Here is a 13,631-nt window from a genome sequence, read left to right as displayed (position 1 = left end):
GATTCCGCTACCTTTGTTTACAGAGATGAAACCCAGGCACTACATACAACGTAATTGGCGGCTGCTTTGCACAAGCATTGCCTTGCTGTTGGTGCTTACCGTCAATCATAGGGCCCTTCCGGCCTATGCGCATGCAGCGGCCACTCCGGCAGAGCAGGCAGCGATAAACAAGCAGGGCCGTGATGCGGAATCATCTGTGGTAAAACAAAAGGTTTCCTTTGAGGCGACTACGTCTTTCGTAGCGTTAGAAATTACTGAACCTGCTGTTTTTCTGCGACTGGCCTTTATAGCGCCGGTTCAGCAGATCATCAAAACATCCTTGGCTTTCCCTGACTGGACCTTCTTCCTGCAGCGATTGGCTATTCTGCCCATTTCTCCCAACGCACCTTAACTTTTTCTTCCAGATTGTAGCAACATCTCCTGTTTTATACGCTGGACCTTTATTTCTGCATTTCCCTTGAAGCTGACCCTGAAAGCCTGTTCTACTTTGCAGGATTATGGATTCTGTCAGTCTTCGCCTGATTTCATATAATTTATTTATTTCATTTTTATTCATCCATTTATTACCAATGCGTAACAAAGGTTTTATCCTAGTCCTGACGGTAATAGTATCTGCTTTGTGCTTGTACTATCTATCGTTCTCTTTGGTCTCTAAGGGCGTTGAAGAAGACGCTACCCGGTTTGCCACCACAAACACTGGCACCGTAGACCACTACAAAAGACAAACTTACCTTGACTCTGTCTGGAAAACTCCGGTATTCAACTTCCTTGGAGCTGAATACACCTACCAGCAGGTAAAGGAAAGTGAATTAAGTCTTGGCCTTGACTTGAAAGGCGGCATGCACGTAACCCTGGAAGTTTCCCCGGTAGAAATTATTCGTGCCATGGCTGGCGGTCGTAAAGACGCTGCTTTTGAGCAAGCAATTGCCCGCGCGCAAAAATTACAGGCTACAAGCCAGGAGAACTTCGTAGACCTGTTCTACCGTTCTTACCGTGAAATTCAGCCAAACGCCAAGTTAGCGTCTATCTTCGCGAACAGCACTACCCGTTCATTAAGCTACAACTCTACCGATGAGGAAGTGCTGGCGGTCATCAACAAAGAAGTAGACGATGCCGTTGCCCGTTCTTTCAACATCCTGCGTACCCGTATTGATAAATTCGGGGTAAACCAGCCAAATATCCAGCACCTGAAAGGTACCAACCGTATTCAGATTGAGTTACCTGGCGTGGACAACCCTGAGCGTGTTCGTAAGCTATTGCAAGGAACCGCTAACCTGGAGTTCTGGGAAGTATGGAGCGTGCAGGAATACGGTCCTTACTTTACACAGTTGAATGATTACCTGGTAAAGCAAGAAGCAGCAAACAAACTGAAAGGTGCCGCTTCTTCTGCTTCGCTTGCTTCTGCTGCTGACACTTCTGCCTCTGCCTTAACGGGTGCTGCTGCAAAAGACACGTCTGCCTTAGCTGCTCAATTAAGCAAACCAGCCGACAGCGCTGCTGCGAAGAAAGATTCCATCAACCCTAACCAAAGCTCACTTTTAGCGCGTCTGTTCACTACCCTTCCGGGTGGATTAGGTACCAACGTGCGTGATACGGCCAAAGTAAACGCTCTGTTTGCCAAGCCTGAAGTAAAAGCATTGTTCCCGCAAAACCTGAAGTTCTTATGGGGTGTGCAGCCAATTGTGGCAAACGATGGGGCTGAGTTCCTAGAACTGTATGCGATCAAGAAAGGCCGTGACGGCAAAGCTCCTTTGAGCGGTGAAAACATTTCTGATGCCCGTCAGGATTATGACCAGACTGGTCGCCCTGAGATTACTATGAGCATGAATGCTGCTGGTTCTAAAAAATGGCAGCGTTTAACTGGTGACAACATTGGTCGTCAGGTAGCTATTGTGTTAGATAACTATGTGTACTCTGCCCCGGTAGTACAAAGTGAGATCAGCGGTGGTAACTCTTCTATCTCTGGGTCTTTCACCATTGAAGAAGCTCAGGATTTAGCTAACATCCTGAAAGCCGGTAAAATGCCTGCTCCTACCCGTATTGTGGAAGAAGCCATTGTAGGTCCGTCTTTGGGTCAGGAAGCTATCAACCAAGGTTTGATTTCTTCTTTGGCTGGTATGGCATTGGTGGTATTGTTCATGTTCGCCTACTATAACAAAGGTGGTCTGATTGCGAACATCGCCTTGTTCTTCAACATCTTCTTCATCATTGGTATCCTGGCTCAGTTTGGTACGGCTCTAACCTTGCCTGGTATTGCTGGTATGGTATTGACCATGGGTATGTCTGTGGATGCGAACGTACTTATCTTTGAAAGGATTAAAGAGGAACTAGCTTCCGGCATGGGTGTTCCAGACGCTATCAAAAAAGGATATAGCAAAGCATTCAGCTCTATCTTTGACTCCAACGTGACCACGTTATTAGCGGGTATTATCCTTTACTTCTTCGGATCTGGTCCGGTAAAAGGATTCGCCGTAACGTTGATGATTGGTATTGCTACCTCTTTCTTCTCAGCGGTATTCATCTCTCGTTTGATAGTGGAGTGGATGACACGTGGCAAAAACGCCAACAGCCTTTCTCTGGAGACTGCCTTGTCAAGAAACTGGTTCAAGAACATCAAATTTGACATCTTGGGTAACCGCAAGAAAGCCTATATGTTCTCTTTGGCTTTCATCGTTTTCGGTATTGCTGCGGTATTCATCAAAGGAGAATTGCCTCTGGGTGTAGACTTCAAAGGTGGCCGCTCTTACGTGGTGAATTTCAACAGCCCAGTTGCTGCCTCTGAGGTAAGATCTGCTTTGGATGACGAATTCAAAGGCGCAGGTACAGAGGTAAAAACCTATGGTGCTGCCAACCGTCTGAAAATCACAACCAGCTACATTGCAGAAGATGAATCTTCTCAGGCAGATGAGTCAGTAAGAACAGCATTAGACCAAGGGTTAAGCCAATACAAAAACCTGAACCCAACGGTTGTAAGCTCTGCGAAAGTAGGTGCCACTATGGCAGATGACATTCAGAAAACTGCGGTAATAGCTGTGTTGCTTGCTTTTGCCGGTATCTTCGTTTACCTGGCCTTCCGTTTCAGCCGTTGGCAGTTTAGCTTGGGTGGCGTAATCGCGTTGATTCACGACGTTTTGATCGTGTTCTCAGCCTTTACCATCGCCAACTTGTTCGGGATTTCCTTTGAAATGGACCAGGTATTCATTGCTTCGGTTCTAACCATTATTGGTTACTCAATCAACGATACCGTGGTAGTGTTTGACCGTATCAGGGAGTACACCAATGAGAACCCGCGCATGAGGTTCAGTGATATCGTGAACCCAGCTTTGAACAGCACGTTTAGCCGTACCATCATTACCAACTTAACGGTATTGCTGGTAGTAATCATCCTCTTCATCTTCGGTGGAGAGACCCTGAGAGGCTTCTCGTTTGCCATGTTGGTTGGTTCCTTGACCGGCACTTACTCAACCCTGTTCATTGCTGCTCCAATTGTGGTAGACACCACCAACGTTGATAAAGAAAGAGTAGTTACTGCTAAACCAGTAGTGGCTGCCAGCTAATCAATTATTTTAAAGCATACAAAAGCCGGGCAATTGCCCGGCTTTTTTGTTTTATGCGGGTGTTTTCTGAAAAGCTGCATCAAACTACCTGATCACAAAAACCTGTTTTCCATTCCTTTTCTGAAAACACAAAGTACAAAGCCATATCTCTAAAGTGTCTGGCACAGCCAATCTTGTCAGAAAGGATGAAGTTTACCAGAGGAAATGCGCCACCAATAGCCTACTCTCCTTGGTTTTGCCTATATTGTTGTTTTACCTTATTTCAAATAAGGGCTCTTTAATCGAATAGAATACACATGATTTCTCCCTCTTCCCAAGACTTTGATTTAAGGTCTGAAATCAAGAACCTCTCCCTCATTCTTATTGGAATTTTATCAGCTGGCATGGGCCTGAAAGGTTTCCTGCTTTCCAGTCATTTCATTGATGGTGGGGTAACCGGGGTTTCCATGCTATTGACCCACCTTTTCGGGATACCACTTTCCCTATTGATTCTGCTTTTAAACCTCCCTTTCATCTTCATGGGATTCAGGTATGTAGGCAAGTTGTTCGCCATTAAGAGCGCCATGGCCATAGTGGGTTTGTCTCTTTGTATCGTGTTTGTCACTTACCCAGATTTTACCGCCGACAAAATGCTGACGGCCATTTTCGGTGGTGTTTTCATTGGCTTGGGTATAGGTTTAGCGATGCGGGGTGGAGCCGTCCTGGATGGCACCGAGGTGGCTGCCGTATTGGTCAGCAAGCTTTATCCTCTGATGAAAGTAAGTGACGTCATTCTCCTGCTGAACATCATCATCTTCCTAACCGCTGCACTCTTTTTGGGAACCGATGTAGCCCTGTACTCCATCTTAACGTATTTCGCGGCCTCTAAAATGATTGACTTTCTTTTACACGGGATAGAGCAGTACACGGGCGTAACCATCATCTCCAGATTGAGCGAAGACATTAGAGTGGCCATTACCGAGAAGTTAGGAAGGGGAGTTACCATCTACCAGGGCAAAAGAGGGTATGGCAAACGCGGAGACAACCTGGAAATTGACATCATCTTCACAGTGGTAACCAGATTGGAGATTCCGGCACTAAGAAAAGAGGTAAAATTGATTGACCCAGATGCTTTCCTCATCCAGCAGAGCATTGATGATACAGATGGCGGGATGGTAAAAAGAAGGTCCTTGCATTAACCCTAACCTATTTTATACTGGCTGATTGTAAAAAGCAGAAGAGGTGTTTCAGCCCGGTTTTCTATAAAACGGAGCTAAAACACCTCTTCTGCTTTTCTGGCGAAAGAACACAAGAAACCTCCACCTTAGTCATTTGCTGCATGGGCTCTTCTTTTTTGACGTTGTTCTTTAGAAACCACCAGTACCTGGGTATGCCTGTCAACATGAGAATCATGCCGATGCCTGCTTCCCTAGGCCGCACGAAGATGGTATTACAGAACAAGGCGGCGCAAAAGAGCACCATTATAGTGGGCACACCGGGGTAGCCCCATACCTTATAAGGACGATGCGCATCTGGCATCTTCTTTCTCAGGATGAAAACCTCGAGGGTGGTAGCCCCATAGTAAATGAACACGGCGAAAATGATCATATCCGTGAGTTGGTCAAAGGTGCCGGACATCACCAGCACGCAGGCCCAGACACACTGAACAACCAAAGATGTACCCGGCACTTCGGCATTATTTAAATTGGCAGCTTTCCTGAAGAACAGGCCTTAGCGGACCATCGCAAAATAGGTGCGGCAGCTAGCCAAAATAGTGGCGTTGGTACAACCCAGCGTGGTGATCAGAATCAATACTGAGATAAAGAACCCGCCCGTTTCCCAGAAGCTTTTCACGGCTTCAATCGCGGCTATCTTGTTTCCGGCGGCATACACTTCTTCCAAGGCCGGAATAAGCAGCAAAGAAAGTTAGGTGGCGTTTACCAGCAAATAAATCAAGATCACCGTTAGTACCCCAATGGTAATGCCCCGCGGGATGTTTCGTTTCACGTCTTTGATTTCTCCGCCTACAAAACCAATGGGGCTTCTTTGCTGATAGCAATAAAAAAGGCTCCTTAAGCAAGCGGTTTCTGGGTTCCTTTCTTAAAAACCTCTCCATCCTAAGTTTAAAGCACTTATTTACTATCCACTACCCTCTTACGAATCTGCAGGCATAGCCGAATAAAGCAGTATAGTTAAAAGCATTTCTGCTGGAGAAATAACAACAGAACAAGTTGCCTCTGCTTTAGGCACGTTTCCTGAAAAACATACCTAAAGCAGAGGCAAAATGGTTAGAAAAGCGGATCTAGTAAAGACGAATGCTAGCCTGAGAATCGTCAGGAATCTATATAAGATTAGATAGCTGGTTTCTCCATGATCCGGCGGAGCCACTTGAGCATAAGCACCAGCACCAGCGCCGCAGATACGGTTACCGCGAAATTGACCCAGAAGAAGTACGATTTGTCATCATAAGTATCCCAAAGACTGGCCAAAATCCCGGATAACTTGTTCCCGATGGAGGTAGCAATAAACCAACCGCCCATCATAAGCGCCGTTAAACGGGGCGGACTTACTTTTGATACTAAGGACAACCCCATCGGGCTGAGGCACAACTCGCCTATGGTCACTACAAAATACGTACCCACCAGCCATAAACTTGAGACCTTGTCTTGTCCGTTTCCACCTACCCACACGGCACCTACCATGACCAAGGTAGAAAGACCGGTGATGAATAATCCCAAGGCCATTTTAGCAGGCGTGCTTGGTTCTTTTCCTCTCCGCCGGGTGAAGCCCCAGAAGGAAACCACCAAGGGTGTCAGGATGATTACGAAGAAGGGGTTAATGGACTGAAACAGCTCCGTGGAAATTAAAGACAAGGAACTTCCTGTCTGCGGCCATTCCTCTCTGGGCAGGTTGTTCAGGTAAGGAGATACGCCCTCTTTGGTGATTACTTTCCCTTCAGCATCGGTGCGGGTTCTGAAAGCGGCGTCAAAATCTGGCACAGTGGAAGGCGTAGGGTCTACGCTTTGAACCATTCCTAAAGAAGCAGCCGGCTTCTCCAGTGGTTCTGGCAAACTGCGGTCGGTGTAGTATTCGGCCCAGGTGGTAAGCGCGGTTCCGTTTTGCTTGAACACGCCCCAGAAGACCACCACCACCGCAAAAATGGAGAGCAGCGCGGCAATGGGCTTTTTATCCTCGGTAGAAGCGCGGGCCCAAAGGCTCACGTAAAACAGGATGATCGGGATTGATCCGAAGATGAACGCATCAGTTGAATCCGAACCGAACACATCGCCGGGAATGAGCACCCAGCTTAGAATTCCAACAATAATGGCGGGCAGAATCACTATGCTGAAGACCTTCCAGAGAGGCATGTCATGCGGTTGGGCAGGCTTCCGGATGTCATAGTCGCGGTGGGTTTTGTTACCGGCCCAGAAGATGATAAGGCCAATGAACATACCAACACCTGCTGCTAAAAACGCAAAGCCCCAGCCGTAGGTGTTGCGCAGGTACGCCGCCACAAAATTGCAGATAAAGGCCCCCACGTTAATGCCCATGTAGAAGATGTTGTAACCTGCGTCTTTCTGGGGCAGGTACTGTGGTTCCGAATACAGGTTCCCCAGGAGCGTAGAAATGTTTGCTTTGAAGAATCCGTTGCCAATGATGATGAGCGCCAAAGACAAATAGAAGAAAGTGTCACCGGGAATAGCCAAGCCGCAGTAGCCAAGGCCCATCAAGATCCCGCCAATAGTGATGGAAAGCCGATATCCTAACAATCTATCAGCCAGCAGGCCGCCAATGAAAGGGGTTAGAAAGACTAAGGCAATGAAGGTACCGTAAATATCAGAACCCTGGTCTTTAGGTAGTCCCATCCCCCCACTCTGCGTGTCGGTCATGTAGAGGAAGAAAATACCTATCATGAGGTAATAGCCGAAGCGCTCCCACATTTCTGCCAGAAACAGAAAATAAAGGCCCTTCGGGTGCTTTGAGGCTGGTGTTGACATTAAGGTGTAGTTTTTAATCTGCTTTGAAAATAGGCAAAAGAAACGGAAATATACCTTTGCGGAAATGTAGAACGCACCACTATCCCTAAAATTGACTTACTAACGCTTAGTAGGATGAGAAAAAATTCAATAAAAAAAGGCCCTGATTTCTCAGGACCTTTTTTTATTGAAAGAAAGATGTACTTACAGCACTACGCCTTCGGCTACTACTTCCTGTACTTCGGGCACCATGCGCTTCAGCAGGTTTTCAATACCAGCTTTCAAGGTAACAGTGGCAGATGGGCAACCACTGCAAGAACCTTGCAGGTTCACGGTTACCACGCCTTCTTTGTAAGAACGGAAGGTGATGTTACCACCGTCTTGCTCTACCGCCGGACGCACGTAGTTTTCCAACAGATCAATTACTTTCTGAGAAATCTCAGTGTCCTCAGCGGAAAGGTCAGCAGGAACTTCGGCCGAAGCAGAAGCCGCAGTGGTTGTTACCGGGTTCCCGATAAAGATTGGTCCGCCTGCCTCAATATATGATTTGATAAACGTTCTCAGCTCCGGGATGAGGTGTGCCCATTGTACCGGCGAGTTCTTGGTTACGGTTACAAAGTTGCTGGCAATAAACACCCGCGACACATAGTCAAAGTTGAACAGCTCTTGCGCGAAAGGAGAATCAGCGGCGCTATCTACCGTTGGATAATCCACGCTTCCTCCCTCGCCTAACAAGGTGGAGTTCAACACAAATTTCATTGACTCCGGGTTTGGGTTCGCCTCAGCGTACACAGATACCGGCTTGGTTGTATTTTCAGTCATGGCTGTCTTCTATTAATATATAGTAAAAACTTAAGGTCAGTGATTTAAGTTTCCAAAATTAGTGAGAATTTCCCATACCTCTTAGTTACTTTCTGGGTACCACCCTGCCGTTGTTTAAGGCATGTTTTTAGGAAACAAAGGCAAAACCTCTAACCCTTTCATAGAGAACCCTTAACTTTACGGGCACACTTTGTTCCACTAACCGCGTGCTTATGCTCCCTGCCACTGTTTTACTGGCCTCTACCCCACCAGACGTGCCTGGTTTTTTGATTGCACCTTTTGCGTTGCTTATTGGTCTTATTGCCACCGGACCTATTTTTTTCCCTACTTTCTGGCATCATCAATTTAAAACTATTTCGGTAGGCTTGGGCCTGCTGGTGTTAGGTTACTACTTGTTTGTGCTGCATGACACGCACCTGCCCATAGAAACCCTAGCCGAATACGCCTCCTTCGCCATTTTGCTTAGTTCCTTGTACATAGCGGCAGGTGGAATCTACATAAACGCCAATGCCAATGCTACCCCCCTGATCAATGTGGGTATTCTGCTGTTTGGAGCAGTTATCGCCAACGTAATTGGTACCACCGGGGCTTCCCTTCTGCTTATCAGGCCGTTCATCAGATTGAACAACCACCGCATCAAGCCTTACCAGGTAGTGTTCTTTATCTTTATTGTAAGCAACGTTGGGGGATTGTTGACTCCGCTGGGAGACCCGCCACTGTTTATTGGTTTCCTGAAGGGAGTACCGTTTTTCTGGACCATGCAGCATCTACTGAGCCCTTGGGTGATTGCTATTAGTGCCCTATGTATTATTTTTTACATTCTGGATTCCAGAAACAAGGAAGCCTTTATACCTAATGCCAAGGTGCGCGCCAGGAACGAGGCCAAGACCGAGTTCTTCTTTACTGGCAAACGCAACCTTATCTGGCTGGCAGTGATCATTGGTGCCACCTTCCTGAACCCTGTTTCTTATGAGTGGTTGCCTTACATACCCCTAGAAGGTGGCGTAAAGGTTTCTTTTGTACGGGAAATTATTCAGTTATCTGCCGCTTTCCTTTGCTTTAAATTTGCCAGCCGAACTGCCCTAAACGGTAATCACTTCTCCTTTGACCCCATTCTGGAGGTGGTGTTCCTGTTCTTTGGCATCTTCTTTACCATGATGCCTGCCCTGCAACTCTCTGCAGAACTGGCTTCTTCCCCTGAGTTTGCCGCCAGACTCACGCCTTCTGTCTTTTATTGGGTAACGGGTACCTTGTCAGGAGTTCTGGACAATGCCCCTACCTATGCCAACTTTCTGTCTTTGGGCATGGCCAAGTACCACCTGAACTACGCCGACCCTAACCAGGTACAGAGCTTTGCTTACGGGTTAGGCCAGACCCCGGAAACGTTGTTGGTGCTGGAAGCTATTTCCATAGGGGCAGTTTTGTTTGGTGCTATGACGTACATTGGAAACGGGCCTAACTTCATGGTGAAAGCCATTGCTGAGCAAGCCGGGGTTAAAATGCCTCCGTTCTTCCAATACATGTTCAAGTACTCCCTCATCTACCTCCTGCCTGTATTGGCATTAGTGTGGGTGTTGGTGATTCTTTAAGAATTCCACAGTAAAAAGGAGGAGGTGTTTAAGGACTGTTTCTTGCAAAACGGCCCTTAAACACCTCCTCCTTTTTTATAGATAATTTAGAAGCTTAGTTGAGAAAACAACTAGCCTCATTTATTCTAGTCAGGAAAGCAGCGCTTAGTCCACTTTATTTGCTCTTTGGCGCAACACAAAGTCTGCCAGCACCAAGGCTGCCATGGCATCTACAATAGGCACGGCTCTAGGCAGAACACAAGGGTCATGGCGCCCTTTGCCTTGTAGCGTAATCTCCTGCCCACTTTGGTCAATGCTGCTTTGCGGCTGCAAAATGGTTGCCACGGGTTTGAAAGCTACTTTGAAATAAATATCCTGTCCGTTAGAGATACCTCCCTGAATTCCGCCGGAATGATTGGTGCGGGTTTTTACCTGTCCGTCTTCATCGGTGTAGAAGACATCATTATGCTGGGAGCCGTACATGCTCACGCCCTCAAAACCACTTCCGTACTCAAAACCTTTCACGGCATTGATGCTAAGCATGGCCTTACCTAGTTCTGCGTGCAGTTTGTCAAAAACAGGCTCACCCAAGCCTGCGGGCACTCCCTTGATGACGCAGGAAACTACTCCGCCTACGGTATCTAGTTTGTCACGGGTTTCTTCTATGAGCTGAATCATAGCCTGGGCAGTCTCTGGGTGAGGACAGCGTACAATGGTATTGTCCACCTGGCTCAGGTCAAGTTGGGTGTAATCTGCCGGAGCATAGATAGAACCTACCTGAGAAACATAAGAGGTAATTTGAATGCCTTGCAAAGCCAGAAACTTTTGCGCCAACACTCCAGCCGCTACCCGGGCCAAGGTTTCCCGGGCCGAGCTACGCCCGCCTCCGCGGTGATCGCGGGAACCGTATTTTGCAGTATAGGTGTAATCTGCGTGGGAAGGGCGGTAGGCTTTCTCTATGTGAGTATAGTCATGGCTTGCCTGGTCCTTGTTGAAAACTGCTAATGCAATAGGGGTTCCCTGCGTTTGTCCATTAAAAATGCCTGACAGAATCTGAACCTGGTCTTTCTCATCACGGGGTGTGGTGATCTTTGACTGTCCGGGACGACGGCGGTCCAAAGCGGCCTGTATCTCCTCAATGGTGATAGGCAATCCGGCGGGGCAGCCATCCACAATTACGCCTACGGCCGTACCGTGCGATTCCCCAAAGGTGGTGATCCGGAAAATGGATCCGTATGTGTTACTCATTTTCTTTTTAGTATGAAAATAAACAGGGCTACCCCCAGCAATACGCCCAATACCACATTAGTATAGAAGCGCACTTCCCTGAACTGGTCAATGCTGATGAGCTGATTGCTTTCTGTAGCGGCAATATTGTAAAAATCGCCCACATCTTGTGCCCTGATAAAACTATTTTGATCTTCCTGCCCTCGCACCTGCACAGTAAAGGAAGGCCGCAGCGTGTCATAACGGGCCGTAACCGGGTTAAAATACACCCACTGGAACAGCTCCCGCAGCGGAAACACGCCCGCCTGACGGCCCACAATAAAATACCGGAACGTTTTGCTGCCCACCATGCGTCCCTGCTGCACCTGCTTGGTTTGCCTGATTTCGGGAGAATAAATTTCCAGTTCACTGGAGATCCCTATACTCTGCGGCACTGGCAAGGTCATGATATTACCCTCGCCCTCAATCCTGAAGTGGTACACTAGGTTTTGGTTTAACGTAACCGTACTGCGGGACATCTGCTCTTTCAACCTGAACACCCCTACCGCCACCTGGTCTCGCAGGGGATGCGGAGGCAAAGACTTTACTGTCACTTCTCTGCTTTGTGTGTTGTAGGTCTTAGATTCAGGTAGTCGGTTCTGCGTAAGCAAGGTGGGATTTTTGGCGATCTTGTATTTGGTCATCCGCAGCCCCACCGCGGGGAACCTGAGTGCTTGGGGGGTAATGGGAAACAAGATAGCCTCATAAAGTTTGTACCGGGTAAAGTCCTTCTCCCCTATTTTGATCTTCTCTGGCAGAATCTCCTCTTGCAGCACCACTTCTTCCAGGGCGCTTCTCTGCTTCAATTGCTGTACAATGGCTCCTATCTGAGTCTCAAAGTCCACAAAGTCCAGCAGCCCCAAGTCTGCCTCTGCCACATAAAACCACAAGGAGACTGGTACCGCCTCCCCCACATAGCAGCTTTTCTTGGGCACGTGCAGGGTAAGAAATGCATTTTCCTTTACGTCCACAAACTCGGGGGTTGCCGGTGTACCCTTTGCCGCTGCCAGGCTGTCCAGGGGTTTTCCAGTGAGAGGTGGTGCTGAGGGACCTACTTTCACTTTAATGCCCGGGGCAGGTACAGTTTTGCCGTCCACTACCAAGGCAAAGGGCTTAACTATCACCTCTCCTTCTTTTAGCGGGGCATATTGCTGTGTTAGGGTGTACACAAAGGAGGTTTGAGTGCCTTTGGTGATTTTTGTAGTAAAAGATTTTTGGGTGCTCTTCTGCATTCCCTCAATTTCGGGAAAGCCCTCTACCTTAGTGGGTTTAGTACCCGGAGACTTTAATGAAATAGTGAAATATTGGTCAATGGGAATGGCGGCCGGACCGTATTCTATGGTGTGGTCCTGCGCACTGCACCAGGAGGCACAGCCCATCAGCCAAACAAACAAGATTACCGCGTATTTCATTTATTTTAAGTAAAACGGCCAGAAAGCTGCCGTATTATTCTCCTCCAAAAGTACGAAGAACAGACCAAGGCCCCTATCTCTTATAAAGCCTTATAAGACAAGGCTGTAAAAATATTTCCATTTTATTTCACTTTTTTTCATTCTTCTGAAATCCGGGTAAATATCTCCTATCGTAGGTCTCGCTAATTCCGCCAGAATTCAGGGGCGGTACCAAACTAAACCTAGGCTTTGACAAAGGCTCTGGTAATACCAATTGTTTCACCTTCATTTTTCAAAACTATGGCAAAAAACACAAATTCAGTTCCTGAGCAGGAAGTATTGCAGGGATTGAACAACCCTTTCAATCGCCGTTCCTTTCTCCGCTATACCGGAGCCGGCATGGCTGTTTCAGCGCTTTTACTTGCAGGCTGTGATGATGACGATGACACCACCACTCCCAACACAACGGGCACCGTTAACTTAGGTAGTAATGATGTAGGAATCTTAAACTATGCGTATGCGCTGGAGCAGTTAGAAGCTGCTTTCTATACTGCAGTAGTAGCCCTTCCAAACTTCTCCACCCTTTTCCCTAGTGCTGTTGAAAGACAGGTACTAACTGACATCAGAAATCACGAGGTAGCCCACCGCGAATTCTTTAAAGCTGCTATCACAGCTAACGCGGCAAACCAGATTATTCCAAGTTTAACGCCAAATCTTCCAGCCAGTGCTCTGGCAAGCCGTGCCTCTATCTTATCAACGGCTAAAACCTTTGAAGACTTAGGTGTGGCTGCCTATAACGGAGCCGGCAAACTTCTTACAAATGCTACCTTCTTAGGTCTTGCCGGTAAAATTGTTTCAGTTGAAGCAAGACACGCCGCCGAGATCAGAGACATGATTGAGAATGGCACCTTTGCCAGCGGCGATTCAGGTATTATCCCGGGCCGTATGATTGTAGATGCCAATGGTCTGGATGTAGCCCTTACGCCTGCCCAGGTATTGGCTGCAGCCCAGCCTTTTATTATGGAAAAACTCAACGGAAGCAATTTGCCAACTACCTAATCTAAGAAAGCC

The 13,631-nt window shown here is 47.5% G+C and carries 11 protein-coding genes; 5 read left to right on the top strand and 6 right to left on the bottom strand.

What is annotated here, in order from left to right; all coding sequences use genetic code 11:
* The first annotated feature begins 25 nt into the window (after positions 1-25).
* From DC20_RS12775 to DC20_RS12765, 3 genes are all read left to right on the top strand, one after another.
* On the top strand, positions 26-391 hold the full coding sequence (locus tag DC20_RS12775) for a hypothetical protein (protein ID WP_062544181.1): 366 nt from the start codon (positions 26-28) through the stop codon (positions 389-391).
* 178 nt (positions 392-569) lie between these two features.
* Positions 570-3,557, top strand: a complete 2,988-nt coding sequence (gene secDF, locus DC20_RS12770; RefSeq protein WP_062544180.1) for a protein translocase subunit SecDF — start codon at positions 570-572, stop codon at positions 3,555-3,557.
* Between the two features lie 296 nt (positions 3,558-3,853).
* A complete protein-coding gene (locus DC20_RS12765) occupies positions 3,854-4,735 on the top strand; it encodes a YitT family protein (protein WP_062544179.1) in 882 nt (293 codons plus the stop codon).
* A 61-nt stretch (positions 4,736-4,796) separates the two neighbouring features.
* Here the strand turns inward: DC20_RS12765 and DC20_RS23235 are convergent, their stop codons facing one another.
* The 4 genes from DC20_RS23235 to DC20_RS12750 all read right to left on the bottom strand — a co-directional run bounded on the left by DC20_RS23235 (position 4,797) and on the right by DC20_RS12750 (position 8,335).
* Positions 4,797-5,225 carry an APC family permease gene (locus DC20_RS23235; protein WP_218918705.1) on the bottom strand — a complete coding sequence of 143 codons (429 nt, stop codon included), beginning with the start codon at positions 5,223-5,225 and terminating at the stop codon, positions 4,797-4,799.
* Between the two features lie 42 nt (positions 5,226-5,267).
* Positions 5,268-5,456: a hypothetical protein gene (locus DC20_RS23230; RefSeq protein ID WP_218918704.1), complete on the bottom strand. Its 189-nt coding sequence runs from the start codon at positions 5,454-5,456 to the stop codon at positions 5,268-5,270.
* 431 nt (positions 5,457-5,887) lie between these two features.
* Positions 5,888-7,534: a peptide MFS transporter gene (locus DC20_RS12755; RefSeq protein ID WP_062544178.1), complete on the bottom strand. Its 1,647-nt coding sequence runs from the start codon at positions 7,532-7,534 to the stop codon at positions 5,888-5,890.
* Between the two features lie 183 nt (positions 7,535-7,717).
* The gene (locus tag DC20_RS12750; protein ID WP_062544177.1) at positions 7,718-8,335 is read right to left on the bottom strand and encodes a NifU family protein; all 618 of its coding nucleotides are present in this window, start codon (positions 8,333-8,335) and stop codon (positions 7,718-7,720) included.
* Between the two features lie 212 nt (positions 8,336-8,547).
* On the opposite strand from DC20_RS12750, the gene DC20_RS12745 reads away from it, so the two are divergent.
* Positions 8,548-9,924: a sodium:proton antiporter gene (locus tag DC20_RS12745; RefSeq protein WP_062544176.1), complete on the top strand. Its 1,377-nt coding sequence runs from the start codon at positions 8,548-8,550 to the stop codon at positions 9,922-9,924.
* 144 nt (positions 9,925-10,068) lie between these two features.
* Here DC20_RS12745 and aroC read toward each other — a convergent pair whose 3' ends face one another.
* Both aroC and DC20_RS12735 read right to left on the bottom strand, forming a co-directional pair.
* On the bottom strand, positions 10,069-11,151 hold the full coding sequence (gene aroC / locus DC20_RS12740) for a chorismate synthase (protein ID WP_062544175.1): 1,083 nt from the start codon (positions 11,149-11,151) through the stop codon (positions 10,069-10,071).
* Positions 11,148-12,581: a BatD family protein gene (locus DC20_RS12735; RefSeq protein ID WP_062544174.1), complete on the bottom strand. Its 1,434-nt coding sequence runs from the start codon at positions 12,579-12,581 to the stop codon at positions 11,148-11,150. The genes aroC and DC20_RS12735 overlap by 4 nt, the downstream gene beginning before the upstream one ends.
* A 279-nt stretch (positions 12,582-12,860) precedes the next feature.
* Here DC20_RS12735 and DC20_RS12730 point away from each other — a divergent pair, with 279 nt between their 5' ends.
* The gene (locus tag DC20_RS12730; protein ID WP_062544173.1) at positions 12,861-13,619 is read left to right on the top strand and encodes a ferritin-like domain-containing protein; all 759 of its coding nucleotides are present in this window, start codon (positions 12,861-12,863) and stop codon (positions 13,617-13,619) included.
* Positions 13,620-13,631 lie beyond the last annotated feature (12 nt).

The organism is Rufibacter tibetensis, from assembly GCF_001310085.1.
GTDB lineage: Bacteria > Bacteroidota > Bacteroidia > Cytophagales > Hymenobacteraceae > Nibribacter > Nibribacter tibetensis.
This window is presented reverse-complemented; position numbering and strand designations above follow the sequence as displayed.